Origin of the sequence: Bradyrhizobium sp. WSM1417, assembly GCF_000515415.1 — a bacterium.
Classification (GTDB): Bacteria; Pseudomonadota; Alphaproteobacteria; order Rhizobiales; family Xanthobacteraceae; genus Bradyrhizobium.
Genome location: NZ_KI911783.1, coordinates 6,124,904 through 6,141,922 on the forward strand (window position 1 = coordinate 6,124,904; position 17,019 = coordinate 6,141,922).

The 17,019-nt window shown below is 64.3% G+C and carries 16 protein-coding genes and 1 pseudogene; 2 read left to right on the plus strand and 15 right to left on the minus strand.

Translation table 11 applies throughout. The annotated features are described in order from the left end of the window. Positions 1–5: 5 nt before the first annotated feature. The 3 genes from BRA1417_RS0130170 to thiD all read right to left on the minus strand — a co-directional run bounded on the left by BRA1417_RS0130170 (position 6) and on the right by thiD (position 2,860). Positions 6–1,049 carry a glycosyltransferase family 1 protein gene (locus tag BRA1417_RS0130170; protein ID WP_027518978.1) on the minus strand — a complete coding sequence of 348 codons (1,044 nt, stop codon included), beginning with the start codon at positions 1,047–1,049 and terminating at the stop codon, positions 6–8. A 13-nt stretch (positions 1,050–1,062) separates the two neighbouring features. Further along, positions 1,063–1,875, minus strand: a complete 813-nt coding sequence (locus BRA1417_RS0130175; RefSeq protein ID WP_027518979.1) for a UDP-2,3-diacylglucosamine diphosphatase — start codon at positions 1,873–1,875, stop codon at positions 1,063–1,065. Between the two features lie 184 nt (positions 1,876–2,059). After that, on the minus strand, positions 2,060–2,860 hold the full coding sequence (gene thiD / locus BRA1417_RS0130180) for a bifunctional hydroxymethylpyrimidine kinase/phosphomethylpyrimidine kinase (protein WP_027518980.1): 801 nt from the start codon (positions 2,858–2,860) through the stop codon (positions 2,060–2,062). Positions 2,861–2,989: 129 nt separating this feature from the next. Between thiD and BRA1417_RS0130185 the strand changes: the two genes are divergently transcribed. Further along, positions 2,990–3,235 (plus strand): Lrp/AsnC family transcriptional regulator, encoded by a 246-nt coding sequence (locus BRA1417_RS0130185; protein ID WP_007602021.1) that lies wholly within the window; start codon positions 2,990–2,992, stop codon positions 3,233–3,235. Positions 3,236–3,259: 24 nt separating this feature from the next. On the opposite strand, the gene BRA1417_RS0130190 is transcribed toward BRA1417_RS0130185, so the two are convergent. Then, positions 3,260–4,189: a cytochrome c gene (locus tag BRA1417_RS0130190; RefSeq protein ID WP_027518981.1), complete on the minus strand. Its 930-nt coding sequence runs from the start codon at positions 4,187–4,189 to the stop codon at positions 3,260–3,262. Positions 4,190–4,343: 154 nt separating this feature from the next. On the opposite strand from BRA1417_RS0130190, the gene BRA1417_RS0130195 reads away from it, so the two are divergent. Next, positions 4,344–4,760, plus strand: coding sequence for a CHRD domain-containing protein (locus tag BRA1417_RS0130195; protein WP_007602019.1), 417 nt, complete (start codon positions 4,344–4,346; stop codon positions 4,758–4,760). Between the two features lie 77 nt (positions 4,761–4,837). Here the strand turns inward: BRA1417_RS0130195 and BRA1417_RS0130200 are convergent, their stop codons facing one another. The 11 genes and pseudogenes from BRA1417_RS0130200 to BRA1417_RS46355 all read right to left on the minus strand — a co-directional run. Next, a complete protein-coding gene (locus BRA1417_RS0130200) occupies positions 4,838–6,133 on the minus strand; it encodes a cystathionine gamma-synthase family protein (protein ID WP_027518982.1) in 1,296 nt (431 codons plus the stop codon). Positions 6,134–6,419: 286 nt separating this feature from the next. After that, entirely contained in the window at positions 6,420–6,866 is a 447-nt protein-coding gene (locus BRA1417_RS0130205; RefSeq protein ID WP_027518983.1) for a cytochrome c, read from the minus strand. An 88-nt stretch (positions 6,867–6,954) separates the two neighbouring features. Continuing rightward, a complete protein-coding gene (locus BRA1417_RS0130210) occupies positions 6,955–9,264 on the minus strand; it encodes a xanthine dehydrogenase family protein molybdopterin-binding subunit (protein WP_027518984.1) in 2,310 nt (769 codons plus the stop codon). Between the two features lie 141 nt (positions 9,265–9,405). Further along, a complete protein-coding gene (locus BRA1417_RS0130215; protein WP_084462303.1) occupies positions 9,406–9,930 on the minus strand; it encodes a GNAT family N-acetyltransferase in 525 nt (174 codons plus the stop codon). A 42-nt stretch (positions 9,931–9,972) separates the two neighbouring features. Next, entirely contained in the window at positions 9,973–10,251 is a 279-nt protein-coding gene (locus BRA1417_RS0130220) for a DUF1127 domain-containing protein (protein WP_027518986.1), read from the minus strand. A gap of 299 nt (positions 10,252–10,550) precedes the next feature. After that, positions 10,551–10,967 carry an SRPBCC family protein gene (locus BRA1417_RS0130225; protein WP_027518987.1) on the minus strand — a complete coding sequence of 139 codons (417 nt, stop codon included), beginning with the start codon at positions 10,965–10,967 and terminating at the stop codon, positions 10,551–10,553. 162 nt (positions 10,968–11,129) lie between these two features. Continuing rightward, the gene (murJ, locus tag BRA1417_RS0130230; RefSeq protein ID WP_027518988.1) at positions 11,130–12,656 is read right to left on the minus strand and encodes a murein biosynthesis integral membrane protein MurJ; all 1,527 of its coding nucleotides are present in this window, start codon (positions 12,654–12,656) and stop codon (positions 11,130–11,132) included. Between the two features lie 203 nt (positions 12,657–12,859). After that, positions 12,860–14,047, minus strand: a complete 1,188-nt coding sequence (locus BRA1417_RS0130235; RefSeq protein WP_027518989.1) for a DegT/DnrJ/EryC1/StrS aminotransferase family protein — start codon at positions 14,045–14,047, stop codon at positions 12,860–12,862. Positions 14,048–14,057: 10 nt separating this feature from the next. Continuing rightward, on the minus strand, positions 14,058–15,062 hold the full coding sequence (locus BRA1417_RS0130240) for a Gfo/Idh/MocA family protein (RefSeq protein WP_027518990.1): 1,005 nt from the start codon (positions 15,060–15,062) through the stop codon (positions 14,058–14,060). A gap of 183 nt (positions 15,063–15,245) precedes the next feature. Beyond that, complete coding sequence (locus BRA1417_RS0130245; RefSeq protein ID WP_027518991.1) at positions 15,246–16,658, minus strand: mannose-1-phosphate guanylyltransferase/mannose-6-phosphate isomerase; 1,413 nt, start codon at positions 16,656–16,658, stop codon at positions 15,246–15,248. A gap of 7 nt (positions 16,659–16,665) precedes the next feature. After that, positions 16,666–16,934 (minus strand): annotated as a pseudogene (locus BRA1417_RS46355) (UDP-glucuronate 5-epimerase); the annotation flags it as partial. Between the last annotated feature and the right edge of the window lie 85 nt (positions 16,935–17,019).

The window sequence follows — 17,019 nt, forward strand, 5'->3', positions numbered from 1 at the left end:
GGCTCTCAGGCGACGAATCGCGCCGGCTCCGCCCCGTTCCGGCCGGGCATCACGGCGCCGACCGCCAAAATGCTGTCGACAAAGGCCCGGGCCGAGGCCTCCCAGGTGTAGTTGGCGGCGAATTCGACGCAGTCCTGTCGGGAGATGTCGAGCGCGGCGAAGCAGGCGCTGCGCAGATCGTGATCGAGCGCGCCGACCGGCGCGTCGCCGATCACGTCGCGGGGCCCCTTCACCGGAAACGCCGCGACCGGCAGGCCGCTCGCGAGCGCTTCGAGCAGGACCAGGCCGAACGTGTCGGTCTTGCTCGGAAACACGAAGACGTCGGCGGCGGCGTAAATGTCCGCCAGTTCCTCGCCGTGCTTTTCGCCGAGGAAGATCGCGTCCGGATAGGCCTCCTCCAGCGCGACACGCGCCGGGCCGTCGCCGACGATCACCTTGGTGCCGGGCAGGTCGAGGTCGAGGAACGCCTCGAGATTCTTCTCCACCGCGACCCTTCCGACCGAGAGGAACACCGGCGCCGGCAGGCACAGATCGATCGCGCGGGGATGGAACAGATGGGTGTCGACGCCGCGAGGCCACAGCGCGACATTGTCGAAGCCGCGCTCGGTCAGCTCGCTGGCGAGCGCGGGCGTTGCCGCCATCACGGCGCGGCTGGGGCTGTGGAATCGGCGCAGCGCCCGCCAGATCAGCGAGCCCGGCACCGGCACGCGGGCGCGGACATATTCGGGAAAGCGGGTGTGGAAGCTGGTCGTGAAGGGCAGCTTGCGCTGGCGGCAATAGCGGCGGACCATCAGGCCGATCGGCCCCTCGGTCGCGATGTGGATGCTGTCGGGGTGCGCCTCTTCGATCAGCTTCGCGATTCTGCCCGGCCGCGGCATGGCCAGCCGCACGTCACGATAGCTCGGCATCGCAAAGGTGCGGAACGATTGCGGCGTCAGGAACGAGAATTCGACGTCGAGGCTTTTGGCGGCGTCCGCAAGTTTGGTCAGCGTCCGAACCACACCGTTGACTTGCGGGTGCCAGGCGTCGGTCGCGACCAGGATGCGCATCAGGCTGCCTTTGTCATGCGGCTCTGGCTGCGACCTGCGGGACCTGTGCCGGCTTCTCGGCCTGGTCCGCCCAGGTGATGATCTCGAAATGGCCGTCGTCGTGCTCGACCAGCGCCGTGCAGCTCTCGACCCAGTCGCCGCAATTCATGTAGCGGATGCCGCCCTCGTCGCGGATCACCGCGTAGTGGATGTGGCCGCAGATCACGCCGTCGGCGTCGTGGCGCCGCGCTTCGGTGGCGAGCGCCTGCTCGAACGCGCCGATATAGTTGACGGCGTTCTTGACCTTCTGCTTGGCCCATTGCGACAGCGACCAATAGGGCACCTTGAACATGCGCCGGAAGAAGTTGACGAAGCGATTGAGCTGGATCGCGAAGTCGTAGGCCTTGTCGCCGAGATGCGCGAGCCAGCGTGCGTTCTGCACCACGAGGTCGAAGATGTCGCCGTGGATGACGAGATAGCGCTTGCCGTCCGCGCCGGTGTGGACGGTGTTCTCGACCACGTCGATGCCGCCGAAATGCGTGCCGTAATAGTTGCGCAGGAATTCGTCGTGATTTCCGGGGATGTAGATGACCTTGGCGCCCTTGCGCGCCTTGCGCAAAAGCTTTTGGACCAGGTCGTTATGCGATTGCGGCCAGTGCCAGCTCGATTTCAGCGCCCAGCCGTCGACGATATCGCCGACGAGATAGATCGTATCGGCATCATGGAAACGCAGGAAGTCGAGCAGTAGGTCGGCTTGAGAACCGCGGGCTCCGAGATGAACGTCGGAGATGAACAACGTGCGAAAGCGCCGCTCGGGGCTCTCGTCACTCACATCGTAACTTCCCATGCGCCAGCCTGTAACAATGTCCCGTGACAGGGGGATGACCAATTGAACCTTTGAGGCACCTTCGGATACGAATCGCGCTTGCCTCGCCCACCCCGCGAATATCAGTCGCATGCGACAATCAGGCGACATGGCGTCGCAGCGCCCTCCGCAAGAACCCGGAGCTGCGGCGCGCTCGCGAGCGACGTCAGTAGAATTTATGGAAATGATGGATCGGGCCGTGGCCGTGGCCGACGCTGAAGCGATCGGCGGCCGCGATCGCGGCGCTGATCCAGGTCTTGGCGTTGCGCACGGCGCGCTCGAGATCCTCGCCCCTGGCGAGCCCGGCGGCGACCGCCGAGGACAGCGAGCAGCCGGTGCCATGGGTGTTGCGAGTGGCAACGCGCGGCGCGGCGAGCGCGATCGTGGTGCTGGCATCGACGAGATAGTCGATGCTCTCGGCGCCCGCGCCGTGCCCGCCCTTGATCAGGACCGCCCGGCAGCCGAGCGCCAGCAGACGGCGCCCCTGGCTCTCGATCTCGGCCTCGCTGGCCGCGACCGGTTCGCCGAGCAGAGCCGCGGCCTCGGGCAGATTGGGTGTGATCACCGAGGCCAGCGGCATCAGCTTGATGCGCAGGGCGTCGACGGCATCGGACGCGAGCAGGCGATCGCCCGATGTCGCCACCATCACGGGATCGAGCACGATATGCCGGGGCGCCCAGCGCGACAGCGCGGCCGCGATCGCATCGATGCTGGCGGTTTGCGCCACCATGCCGATCTTGACCGCGCCGACCTCGAGATCGGAAAACACCGCGTCGATCTGCGCGGTGACGAATTCGGCGGGCACCGCGTGAATGCCGGTGACGCCGCGGGTGTTCTGCGCCGTCAGCGCCGTGATGGCGGACGCGCCAAAAACGCCCAGCGCGGCAAAGGTCTTCAGGTCGGCCTGGATGCCGGCGCCGCCGCTCGAATCGGAGCCGGCAATGGTCAGCGCGACGGGGGGCGTCATGGGGCGATTTTCCGCGTTTTCGAAGCCATGGCCCGTCCTAGCGCGCCGCCCCCAGCCCAGCAAGTTCGCTTGCTAAATCCGGCCGGGTTTGGCCTATTAGCCGCCAGATATGCTTTCGGAGTGAACGCGATGGTTCCCTTTTTCGTCCAGATCAAATGCAAGCTCGGTCAATCCTATGTGGTCGCCAATGCGCTTGCCGAAGCCGAGATCGCCTCCGAGATCTATTCCACGGCCGGTCAATACGACCTGCTAGTGAAGTTCTACGTCGACAACGACACCGATATCGGCCACTTCGTCAACGAGAAGGTGCAGGTGCTGCCCGGCATCCAGGACACCCTCACCATCATCACCTTCAAGGCGTTTGGCGCGAGTTGACCGTCCGAAAAAGGGCGGGCCTGATCAGGCGCCGCCCTCCTTGCGCTTGGGGCGCGGCGGACCGTCCACCGGCGGCAGCGATTTGAGATAGTCCGCCATCGCCGCGAGATCGTCGTCCGGCAATTGCGAGGTGTTCTTGATCACCCGCGTCATCGCGCCGCCGACGCTGTCGCCGTCGGGCAATTCGCCGGTCTTCAGGAAATACGCAATATCCTTCGCGCTCCACTCGCGAAGGCCCTTCTGGGTGATGTTGGGCACCCACCCCTCGCCTTCCGGATTGGGACCGCCGGCGAAGCGTTGTCCGGCGATGATGCCGCCGAGCGCATTGCGTGGACTGTGGCACTCCGCGCAATGGCCAAAGCTGTTGACGAGATAGGCGCCGCGATTCCACTGCGGCAACTTCGTGCCGTCGGCGACGAAGGGTTTGCCGTCCAGAAACAAGAATTTCCAGATGCCGACGTTGCGCCGGATGTTGAACGGAAAGCGCACGTCGTGGTCGCGCACCTTGCCTGCAACGGCCGGCAGCGTTTTCAGGTACGCAAAGAGATCGAGCACGTCCTCACGCCTGGCGTGCTGATAGGACGTGTAGGGAAAGGCCGGAAAATAATGCTGTCCGTCGGGCGAGACCCCGTGCATCACCGCGTTGACGAATTCGGCCTCGCTCCATTTGCCGATGCCGTCGGTCGGATCGGAGGAGATGTTCGGCGCGTAGAACGTTCCGAACGGCGACTTGATCGCGACGCCGCCGCCGAGCCTGAGACGATCGGGCTGGTCGGGGACGGCATGGCATGAGGCGCAGCCGCCGGCGTTAAATATCACCTGGCCATTGGCAAGATCAGGGACGCGGGCAGGCGCGGTGCCGGCGGCCGCCACCACCGGCGCGCTGAGCCACCAATAGACGCCGGCTGCGGCGAGTGCGGCAAGCAGCGCCACGGAGATTGTTCGTCGCAACATGCGGTCCTTTCGTCGTCGCGGCGAAGCTTATGACCGATGTCCTCGCGGCTCCAGCCACGAAGAATTTAGCCCACCGCGGCCGGAAACGGGAATAAACTGAAATGCCGGCTGTTGGAAGTTTGGCAGCCCAAACGGGTCAGCAGGGAGAAAAATCATGAACAAGATCGTCATCGCGATGTCAGTGCTTGGCGCCGTTGCTTTTGCGGGTTCGGCCAGCGCGGAAAAGCTGAAAGCAACGCTCGACGCCAAGTCCGAGGTCCCCGCAACGACCAGCAGCGGCACCGGAACGGCCGATCTGGATTACGACGCCGCCAGCAAGAAGCTGTCCTGGAAGGTCACCTATTCCGGTCTGTCCGGCCCCGCCACCGCCGCGCATTTCCACGGACCCGCCGAGCCCGGCAAGAACGCCGGCGTCGCGATCCCGATCCCAGGCGCTGCCACCAGCCCGGCCGAGGGCTCGGCGACACTGACCGACGCGCAGGCCGCCGATCTGCTCGGCGGCAAGCTCTACGTCAACATCCACACCGCGGCCAATCCGGGCGGCGAGATCCGCGGTCAGGTGACGAAGTAAACTTCGCACAGACCAGCAAAAAGGGGCGGCTGCCATCGCAGCCGCCCTTTTCGATTCCCGTAACGCTGGCGCAGGCGTCACACCTCAGGCTCGGCTGCGTTCAGCGCCTGCGCGAGGTCGGCGATCAAATCCGACGGGTGTTCGATGCCGATCGACAGCCGGATCGTGGAATCGAGCACGCCGATCTTCCTCCGGATGTCGGCGGGAACGCCGGAGTGGGTCATGGTGGCGGGCAGGCTCGCAAGCGACTCCGTTCCGCCGAGGCTCACCGCCAGCTTGAGGATCTGCAGTGCGTTGAGGAATTTCATGGCCGCGGCCTTGCCGCCGACAATGTCGAACGAGAACGTCGATCCCGCCCCTGTGCATTGCCGCGCGAACACAAGTCCGTCCGGCGACGCCGCCTCGTGATGACCGAGATAGTGCACCTTGGCCACTTTGGGATGATCACGCAGATAGTCCGCCACGAGGCGCGCATTCGCATCGGCCTTTTCCATGCGCAGGCTCAGCGTCTCGAGCGACCGGTTGATCATCCAGCAGGAATGCGGATCGAGCTGGGTGCCGATGGCGCCCCGCAGCGCCTTGATGCCTTTCACGACCGCCTTCGCGCCGAGCGCGGCGCCCGCGATCAGGTCTGAATGACCGCCGACATATTTCGTGAGCGAGTACAGGGAAATATCGGCGCCGTGCTCGATCGGCCGCTGAAACACCGGCCCGAGCAGCGTATTGTCGCAAGCGATGATCGGAACGTGTCCTTGGGTCTTTCCGATGGTGTCGGCGACACGCCGCATCATCGCGATGTCGACCAGCCCGTTGGTCGGGTTGGCCGGAGTTTCGATCAGGATCATCGAAACCCTTCCCTTGCGCATGGCCTCCTCCGCGGCCTGGCCGACCACGGCTTCATCGACGCCATCGGCAAAGCCGACGGCGCCGATCGACAGACGCGCAAGCGTATTCGTCAGCAGCGTTTCCGTGCCGCCATAGAGCGGCTGGGAGTGCAGAATGACATCGCCGGGGCGGACGAACGCCAGGATCGTGGTCGCGATGGCCGCCATGCCGGACGAGAACAGCGCGCAGCTCTCGGTGCGCTCGTAGATCGCGAGCCTGTCCTCGACGATTTCGCTATTGGGGTGATTGAAGCGCGAATAGACCAGGCCCGCGCCCATCCCTTCCGGCGGCTCGCGCCGGCCGGAGACGAAATCGAAGAAGTCCTGCCCGTCCTCGGCCGTCTTGAACACGAAGGTCGAGGTCAGGAACACCGGCGGCTTGACCGCGCCTTCCGACAATTGCGGATCGTAGCCATAGGTCAGCATCAGCGTTTCCGGATGCAGCATATGGTTGCCGATGTGCGTCTTCGACGGGAACGGTTTGACCATGGCTTGTCTCGCTGTTGCTGATTGAGCTGCTCGCCGCGGGTTGGAACTCCTGATGTCATGAATGAGTCAGGAGCGGGATGCATCAGCGTCAAAAGCTCACGCCGATGCCGCGGCGGCTGGAGCAAAGATAACTGCTTCGGCGGCGATCCGTCAGGCCTTGCGAACAGAATTTCCAGCGCTGCGCGCCGACATGAAAAAAAGCGGCTGCTGTCGCAACCGCTTTTTCCCGATTCCCAGTAGCCGGATGGAGCGCAGCGCAATCCGGGCTACGAACCTTTTTCTTCCGTCAACCGTTCTTCACGCGAAAGGTCTCGTGGCAGCCGCCGCATTCCTTGCCGACCGCGGGGAAATTCGCCTTGAGCGAGTCCAAATCCTTGATCTTGCCCTTCGCCTCGCCAACAACCTTGGCGAAGCTCGCGACCTTGGCATCGAACCCGGCCTTGTCCTCCCACACTTTCGGCGAAGCGCTGTAGTCGCCCTCGGGCTTCATGCCCTTGGCGCTCGCGGGAAACAGGTTCGGCAGCTTCTTGGCGGTGTCCCCGAACTGCGCCAGTGCGCTGTCCACCGTGGCCTGATCGTAGGGCTTCTCGCCCTTGACGATCGCCGCCACCGCGCCGGCGTTCTTGCCGTTGCCCTTCATCAGCATCTGGACTTCCTTGACGGAGTCCTGCTGTGCCCAAACCGCGCCCATACCGAGCAAAAGCGCGCCCCCAACAACCAACACTCGCTTCATTCGCAAAATCCCTTTCCTTGATGCAGGATCGTGCTGACCCCTCAATGGGGCCAACACCGCTTGGCAGATTTCATTCCGTGAGAAATTGTCACAGGCTGTGACGGCGATGGTGCTCGTTGACGGCGATCCACACCCGCTCCGGGGTCGCCGGCATGTCGATGTGGTCGATCTTGTATTCGCGCCAGAGCCCGTCGACGATGGCGTTGACGACCGCGGGGCAGGACCCGATCGCGCCGGCCTCGCCCGCGCCCTTCACCCCCAGCGGATTGGTCTTGCAGGGAACGTTGGCCGTCTCGAACACGAAGTCCGGCCCGTCCGCCGCGCGCGGCAACGCGTAGTCCATGAAGGTCGCTGTGACGAGCTGGCCGTCGCCCGCGCCATAGACCACCTGCTCCATCAACGCCTGGCCGATGCCCTGCATGGCGCCGCCATGGACCTGGCCGGCCAGCAGCAGCGGATTGAGCGTCATGCCGAAGTCGTCGACGATCACGTAGTTGACGATTTTGATGATGCCGGTGGCCGGATCGATCTCGACCTCCGCGACATGGGTGCCGTTCGGATAGGTGCCGTCGGCGCTGGCAAAGGTCGCGCTCGCATTGAGCTTCGACGGATCGACGCCGGGACGCTTGGCGAGATCGGCGAACGAGATCGAACGGTCGGTGCCGGCGATGCGCACCAGGCCATCGGTGATCTCGAGATCGCCGGCACTCGCTTCCAGCGCCTGTGCTGCGATCTCCTTGAGCCGCGCGCCGAGCTCACGGGTCGCACGCTCGACGCTGACACCGCCTGACGGGATCGAAGCCGAGCCGCCGGTCCCGAGCCCGGTGGCGATCATGTCGGTGTCGCCCTGGTGGACGTGCACGCGCTCGGGCGCCACGCCGAACTGCTCGGCAACGATCTGCGCATAGGCGGTCTGATGGCCCTGCCCGCTCGACTGGGTGCCGATCAGGACAGTGATATCGCCATTGGGGTCCATCCGCACATTGGCGGTCTCCTCGCCCATCGTGCCGCAGACCTCGACATAGCTCGCAAGTCCGATGCCGCGGATCAGACCGTTCTTCTTGGCCGACTTGGCGCGCTTGCCGAACTCCTTCCACTCGGCGATCTCCATCGCGCGCTTCAGATGCGCGGCGAAGTCGCCGGAATCGTAGACCTTGCCGGTCGCGGTCTTGTAGGGCAGCGTCTTCGGCTGGATGAAATTCTTGCGGCGGATGGCATCCACCGTCATGTCGAGTTTTCGCGCGCAGGCGTCCACCAGACGTTCGATGACGTAAGCAGCCTCAGGTCGCCCCGCACCGCGATAGGCATCGACCGGCACGCTGTTGGTGAAGATGGTGCGCACCCGGCAGTGGAACGCCTGGATGTCGTAGAGGCCCGGCAGCATGCCGGCGCCGCCATGCGGGATATAGGGCCCGAAGGTCGACAGATACGCGCCCATGTCGCCCATCAGGTCGCAATCCATCGCGAGGAACTTGCCGTCCTCGGCCAGCGCCATTTTTGCGGTGGTGACGTTGTCCCGGCCCTGCGCGTCGCCCATGAAATGCTCGGTGCGATCGGCCGCCCATTTCACCGCCTTCTTCAGCTTACGGGCGGCGACTGCCAGGAGGGCGTATTCCCGATAGGGAAACAGTTTCGTGCCGAAGCCGCCGCCGACGTCGGGGCAGATCACCCGCATCTTGTCGGTCGGAATGTTGAGCACGTTCTGGCAGAGGATGTCGCGCAGGCGATGGCTGCCCTGGCTACCGACCGTCAGCGTCAGATGGTCGCGCTTGGCGTCGTATTCGCACACCGCCGCGCGCGTCTCCATGAAGTTCGCGACGACGCGCGGATTGACGATCGAGATCTCGGCCACGGCATGCGCCTTGGCAAAGGCAGCTTCGGTCGCTTTCTTGTCACCGATCGAGACGTCGAACAGCACGTTGCCAGGCTTGTCCGGCCAGACCTGCGGGGCGCCCTTCTTCACGGCGTTGACAACACCGGTCACCGCCGGCAGCGGGCTCCATTTGACCTCGATCGCCTCGATCGCGTCGCGGGCCTGGTCGATGGTCTCGGCCACGACGAAGGCGATGGAATCGCCGACATGGCGTACCTCGTCCTTGGCGAGGATCGGGTAAGGCGGCCCGGTAAAGGGATCGGTCTCGAGATTGAACAGGCAGGGCAGATTGCCAAGATCCCCAACGTCATCGGCGGTCAGGATCAGCGCGACGCCGGGAAGCGTGCGGGCGCGGCTTGCATCGATGGTGTATTTGGCATGCGCATGCGGTGAGCGCAGCATCAGGCAGCGCAAAGCGGCCTGCGGCGCATAGTCGTCGGTATAGCGGCCCTTGCCGCGGATGAGCGCGTCATCCTCCTTGCGCAACACGCTTTGGCCAACGCCAAACTTGATGGGAGCCGCCATTTTCTCGTCCCGTTTCTCATGGTTGTTTTGCCGACATATTGCCGTGGAAAAACTGGCAAGGCAAACGGGTTTAGGCGGGCCGCGCCTGTCAAGGCCGATGATTCGAAGCCGCCCTCGACGGGCTTCGGGCGACCGCGCCCCTCAATTGCTGAATTTCCTGACCATGAGGTATTTGTCATACGTGATATGACCTATGCGGACTGCAGCGGGATCCGTGCCGTAGACCTCGAATCCGTTGCGCTTGTAGGTCCTGATTGCAGCAGTTGCTTCGAGCAGAACCTCAAGATGTACCTGCTCGACGCGTGCCTCGGCATGGGCAAGAAGCTCCTTGATGAGTCGATCTGCGATTCCTTTACCTCGGCCGTCTTCCCTCACGTAAACCGTGAAGATGTGACCCCTGTGCTGCGACCGAAGAGCTGGCGACACGTAGAAGCCCGCGACTCCGATCAGATTTCCCCGCCAGAAGGCCCCAAGGATCGCTCCGCTGAGCCAATGGCGATAGGCAGTCAGCATCGCCTCTCCGCCTTCGTCCTCTTCAGCAGAACCAAATGTTTGAGGGTGCGTCCGAAGCGCCTCCGCGCGAATGTCGCGAAAGATCTCCAGATCGTCCACAGTCAATCGTCGGATGTCCGCGTCCATCAGGGCAGCGGCCGAATGGGGCGTCATGATCGCCGTCCTTCTAGTGCCTCAGCTAGGATTTATCGTCATTTACATCACACCACGGCCCCACGGCTGCGACGCGCGATCTCTCAGGGCATCGATAGCCCGTTCCGGCGTGAAGTAGTCGATCTCGCCGCGCGTCAGGCCGATATCCATCAACTCCCGGTCACTCAGGTCCCGCAAGGCGATTTGTGGGCCCTGCCGCCCGCGCCAGTCCTGGAGCGCACGCCAGTATCGCGCGAGCAAGCCTAGGATGCTGCGCGTCGATGCAAGTTCGAGGGGGAGCCCCTCGGCCTCGGATGTGATGTTCGTCTGTTGGGGTGGCATCGCATGCTCCTGCTGTTGTGCCGGCAGGGAGCGTGGCCAAACAAAAGGCCCCGTCCGATGCCGGCGGGGCCTGGTGGAAAAGATGTCGTCGTCGAATTCTAGCGCGCGACTCCTTCCACGGCCCAGCCGAAGCGGGTCATGTGAATGCAGTTGAGTTTGCGCACTGATTTGATCATAGGCTGCGATTACCACAGCAATCGCGCAAAATCAAGAGATGTGTGGAGGTTCGCTGCATCCTGGAGGCGAGTCCTCACCCGAGGGTGCCGGGCGCCGAAGCCGACGACGCCCGTCAACGCCCTTCACGCCTTCGTCTGCTTCGCTTCCACGTATCGTGCGAAGTTGTCGAGGATGGCCTGCCAACCGCCTTGCTGCTGCTCGACCGAGTGCGTCGATTCGCCATCGAAGACAACGCGAACGAGAACGCCGTTGGGGCCGGGCACAAACTCGACTTCGGCTTTTCGCTCGCCGAACGCGTATTCGATCCGCTTGTGCTCGAGGATTTTCGTGTAGGTACCGGCGAAGTCAAAACCCATGCTGCCGTCCTTGGCCTCCATGCGAGACGAGAAGACACCGCCTTCTCGCAGATCGACGGTGGCCTTGGTCGTATGCCAGTCGTCGGACGCGGCGTTCCACTTCATGATGTCGGCCGGCGTCGTATAAGCGCGCCAGACCTGATCGATGGGGGCTGCGACGTTGGTTTCGACGGTGATCCTCATAAACAGTGCTCCTGGTTCGATTTTTGCCGGTTCGAGGTGACGGCATCACGTCAATTGTGCGGGGTCCATCCGCCGCACTTCCGAGATGTGTCCATCCAAGGACGATCGAGACTGGTCCGTGCCGACAAGGTCGAGCCGTCAATGCGTTGAAATATGAAAAAGTTAACCCCGCACCAGCGAGACCAGCCAGCGGCGGCCGAACAGCGCAAGGATGGCGAGCGCATAGACGATCGTGCCCCCGACGGCCAGCAGAAGCAGCGTCAATTCGTCCCGGAAGTGCATCGACCCCAACCAAGGACCGCCAAAGCGCGCGATCAGCCAGAAGGCGGCGGCCAGGATGATCCCGGTCAGCAGGAATTTGGCGAGCGACAATAGCCACGCGCGGTCCGGCACGAGAAAGCCTCGCCGCACCGCGAAGAACAGCACCAGCAGCAGGTTGGTCCAGACGCCGACGGCGGTTGCCAGTGCAAGCCCGATTTGGGCCAGCGATCCCATCAAGGCAATTTTCAAGGCGACGTTGACCGCGATGCCGGTCAGCGACGCCCGCACCGGTGTCGCCGTGTCCTTGCGCGCATAGAAGGTCGCGACGGCGCTACGGATCAGCACGAACGGGATCAGACCGATGGCATAGGCCGCGAGCGTGGCGCCGGCGGCGGCGGCATCGGCTTTCGAGAACGCACCGCGGGCGAACAGCGCGCGCATGATCGCGTCGGGCACGGTGAGGAAGGCGGCGACGAACGGCACCGAGAACAGCAGCGTGAAATCGAAGGCGCGGCGCTGCGCCTTCATCGCGCCGTCATGGTCGTTGGCCGTGATCCGCCGCGACATCTCCGGCAGCAGCACCGTGCCGATGGCAATGCCGATTACCCCGATCGGGAGCTGGTTGAGACGGTCGGCATAATACAGCGCCGACAGAGCGCCCGCCGGCAGGAAAGTCGCGATGATGGTGTCGGCAAACAGCGCGAGCTGCGTGCCCATCGAGCCCAGCGTCGCCGGCCCGAGCGCCCTGAAGAATGCGCGGACGTCTTCGTCGAGCTTGAGCGGCGCAAAGCGCGGCAGCCCGCCATGGCGGGCGAGATCGCCGGCGAGCAGGACATATTGCAGGAAGCCGGAGATTAGGACGCCCCAGGCGGCGGCGTGGCCCGCGCTGGGAAACCAGGCGGCGAGCGCCAGCGTCATCATCATCGAGATGTTGAGGAAGATCGACGCCGCCGCAGCGCTGGCGAAGCGCTGCATCACGTTGAGCATGCCACCATAGAGCGTCACCAGCGTGATCAGCAGCAGATAGGGAAAGGTGATCCGGGTCAGCTCGATCGCGAGCTTTCGCTGTTCGGCGTCCTCGGAAAAGCCCGGCGCCAGAAGGCTCATGGCCTGCGGCATGAACAGCCAGGCGACGATCAGCAACACCACCTGCGAGGCCAGCAGCAGCGTGAAGATGCGGTCGGCGAACAATCTTGCCGCCCCCTCCCCGCGCTCGCCATGGACGTGCGCGTAAGCCGGCACCCAGGCGGCATTGAAGGCGCCCTCGGCGAAGATGGCACGGAAATGGTTGGGCAGCCGCAGCGCCACGAAAAAGGCGTCGGCCACGGGGCCGGCGCCGAGAATCGCCGCGAGCATGATGTCGCGGGCAAATCCCGTCAGCCGCGAAAGCAGCGTGTAACCACCAACCGTGAAGATACGTCCGAGCATGCGTCTGTTTTAGAGCATGGCGAGATTAGGTCTAGGTGCAAGCTGCGGCGCAGGTGCGCTCCCTCCGCCGCCTGCGGGGGAGGGCTGGGGAGAGGGTGTTTCCACAAGCGATCTCCCAGAGGAGAGAGCCCTCACCCGGATCGCTGGCGCGATCCGACCTCTCCCGCAAGCGGGAGAGGTTAAGCCAGCCAGCAGCAGCGAGATCAGCCCGCGATCGCGCCGCGCACGGCCGCGATGATTCGCTCCTGATCGGCTTCGGTCAGGTAGGCGTGCATCGGCAGGCTGATGACGTCCTGCGACAGGCTCTCGCAGCCCGGCAGGCCGCCCTCGGCCACCGGGTACTGCTTGTAGGCCGTCTGCTGATGCATCGACTTGCCGTAATAGATCGCCGTCGGCACGCCCTGGGCCTTCAGCGCGGCGGCAAAGCCGTCGCGGTCGGTGCCCTCAGGAAGGCGGATCGTGTACTGGGCCCAGACCGAGGTGTTGCCGGGAGCAACGCGCGGCACGGTGACCACATTGCTGAGTCCTCGTGCGTAGCGCTCTGCGACCTTGTTGCGGGCGGCGATCTCGTCGTCGAAGATCTTCAGCTTCTCGATCAGGATCGCGGCCTGCATGGTGTCAAGCCGGCCGGTCAGGCCGAGGCGGACGTTGTCGTATTTGTCGACGCCCTGCCCGTGCACGCGGATGCTGCGCAGCGTCGCCGCGAGCTCGTCGTCATCGGTGAAGATCGCGCCGCCGTCCCCGAAGCAGCCGAGCGGTTTTGCGGGGAAGAAGCTGGTCGCGGTGGCGAGCGCCAGGGTGCCGAGCTTGCGGCCCTTGTAGCTAGCGCCAAAGCCTTGCGCTGCGTCGTCGAGCACGAACAGGCCTTCGGCCTTGGCGATTTCGGCGATGGCGTCATGATCGGCAGGCTGGCCGAACAAATCGACCGGAATGACCGCGACCGGCTTGAGGCCGGCCTTGCGGGCGGTCGCGATGCCGCGCTTGAGCGATTCCGGGCTCATGTTGAAGGTGGCTTCGTCGACGTCGACATATACAGGCGTCGCGCCGGTCCGCGCCACCGGCGAAGCGGTCGCGATGAAGGTGAAGGACGGACACAGCACGGCGTCGCCCGGCCCGACATTCTTCGCCATCATCACCATCAGGATCGCGTCGGTGCCGCTGGCGCAGCCGATGACGTGCTTGGCGCCGCAATAGGCCGCAAGCTGTTTCTCGAGCTCGGCGACTTCAGGGCCGTTGACGAACTGACAATGGTCGAGAACGCGCTTCACGGCTGAATCGAGCGAGTCGCCGAGCCGGCGGCGCTGCGACGCGACGTCGATGAAGGGAATGGGTTCGGAACGCAGATGCTGGTTCATGGCCGGGTTCTTGGCGCCTTCTTGAGTGGTCGGCATGGATGAGGAATCAGCCGGCGACGCGCCGCGGACCCTTGCGGGCCGACGACGTGGCGGCCGGCCGCGACGGCGTTTCCAGGCACTGCGTGGCGATCTCGAGGCTGGCGACGCCTTCGTCACCGGTGACCGCCGGCGTCTCGCCGTTGCGCACGGCCTTGAGGAACGCGATCAGCTCGGCGCGGAGCGGCTCGTCATGGCCGACCGGCAGATGCCGCATCGAATAGCTGCCGTCAGGCTTGAAGCCGAAACATTCGGTGACCTGGCGCGTCAGGAGATCGCCCATCACGTATTTGCCGCGAGTCGCAACCGTGACGCTGCGTGCCTTGAACGGCGTCAGCCAGTTGGTGTTGATGTGCGCGAGCACGCCGTTGGCGGTGCGGAACTGCAACAGCGCGATGTCCTCGCGCTCGGCGACCGCACTCGACAATTGCGGCTGCACCTCGACGATGTCGGACTCGGTGAACCAGCGGATCAGATCGATGTCGTGCACGGCAAGATCGATGACGACGCCGACATTGGACATGCGCGGCGGGAACGGGCCGACGCGCGTGATCGCGATCGACAGAATATCCTCGCCCGCGATCGCCTGCTTGACGGCGGCCACAGCCGGATTGAAGCGCTCGACATGGCCGACCATCAGCGTCACGCCGGCCTTTTGCGCAGCCGTGACGATCTCGCGGCCTTCCGCGACCGTGGACGCAATCGGCTTCTCGACCATCACGTGGATGTTCTTGGCGATGCAGGCGAGCGAGACCTCGTGATGCAGATGGGTCGGCGCCGCGATGGTGACGGCATCGACGCCTTCGGCCAGCAGCTGGTCGAGCGTCTCGAAGCTCGCGCAATTGGCAAGCTCCATCGCCCGGGTGCGATGTGCCGGCGAAGGATCGACGACGCCGACGAGGTTGACGCCGGGAAGACCGCTAAGCACGCGCGCGTGGTTGCTGCCCATCACGCCGGCGCCAATGACGCCGACGCGCAAGCCGGCCTTTGCCGGTGCAGATCCTGTGGAACTCATTTGAGCAAACCCCGATTCAACGCAAATCCCCGGGGCGCTTCTAGCACGGGCGCCACATTTGTGGCGAATGCGGAGCTAGCGGTCCGGACACGATTTGATTCAAACAGTTACACGTTCCCGGGCCTTAAGCCTCTGAAAGAGACCGCTCTTTTGGTCCGGGTCGCGTGATTCGGAGTGTGCTGGTTACGACCTTTGATAGTCGTCTTCAATCCGGATGATGTCGTCTTCCCCGAGATAGCTTCCGGTCTGGACCTCGATCAGCTCCAGCATGATTTTACCGGGGTTCTCCATCCGGTGCACCGCGCCCATCGGGATGTAGATGGACTCGTTCTCGTGCACGCTTTTGACGGTCTCGTTGACGGTGACGCGGGCGGTGCCGCGGACCACGATCCAGTGCTCGGCGCGGTGATGGTGCTTCTGCAGCGACAGCCGCCCGCCCGGCTTCACCACGATGCGCTTGACTTGGTGGCGCTCGCCATTGTCGACCGACTGGTAGCTGCCCCAGGGCCGATGCACCTTGAGGTGCTCCTCGGTGACCTTCGGCGCGACCGCCTTGAGTTTTGTGACCAGCCGCTTCAGCCCGTTGGCATCCTTCTGGCGCGAGACCAGCACTGCGTCGGCAGTCGCAACCACGACGAGATCGTCGACGCCTTCGAGCGCGACCAGTGCAGAGTCGGTGGTGACGTTGCAATTGCGGCTATCTTCGAACACGGCGGTGCCGTGCGAAGCATTGCCTTGCGCGTCCTTGTCGGACAATTCCCACACCGCGTGCCAGGAGCCGACGTCGGACCAGCCGCACGACACCGGCACGACCGCGGCGCGCGCGGTCTTCTCCATCACCGCATAGTCGATCGAGATTGCCTTGGCCGCGCCGAACGCCTCGGGCTCCAGCGTCACGAAGCCGAGATCTCGGCCGGCATGGGTCACGGCGCTTGATATCGCCTCCACGCTCGCCGCATCGACCTTGCGGTATTCGTCGAGCAACACAGTGGCCGGGAACATGAAGTTGCCGCTGTTCCAGAGATAGCCGGAATTGACATAGTCGGCGGCCTTCACCGCATCCGGCTTCTCGACGAAGCGCGCGACCGCGTGCACCTCGCCGGAGATGACCTCGCCCGGGCTGATATAGCCGTATTCGGTCGCCGGCCGCTCCGGCTTGACGCCGAAGGTGACGATGCGCCCGGCGCTCGCGGCGGTGAGGCCCTGGCGGCACGCCGCGACGAAGGCGGCGTTGTCCTGCACCACGTGGTCGGCGGCGAGCGCGAGCACGATCGCCTCACTCGCGCGGTTCTGCGCGAACACCGCGCCGGCGGCGATCGCCGGGCCGGAATCGCGCCGCATCGGCTCGAGGATCACGTCTGCCTCAATGCCGATTTCCGCGAGCTGCTCCAGCACCATGAAGCGATAGGATGCATTGGTGATGACGATCGGGCGATCGAACAGCGAGGCCTCCGAGACGCGCAACAGCGTGTCCTGAAAGGTCGAGCGGGTGCCGAACAGCGGCAGGAACTGCTTGGGGCGCACCTCGCGCGAAGCCGGCCACAGCCGCGTTCCGGCACCGCCGCACATGATCAGGGGGATGATGCGTTTGTCCATCGTCATTTCAAACCTTGAAGTCGTTCCGATACCAGGTGACAAAATTACGAATTCCGTGCGCGATCGGCGTTGACGGTGCAAAGCCGGCGCCGCGCATCAGATCCTCGACATCCGCGAACGTTTCCAAAAGGTCTCTCGGCAGCAATTCTTTGATCGCCGTCCGACCCAGCCCCTGCTCCAGAATCCGACGACTTGCATCAGCTCTTCCGGATGGTGGTTGCCGACATTGTAGACCTTAGACGGCGCATTTGCGGCGGCCGGCTCATCGGCGGGCACCAAGCCCATGAAATCGGCGGCGCCCGTGACCAAAATCGCCTGATTCCTCATCCTGTTCCCAAGGTCTGCTTCGCCCAATCAGTCG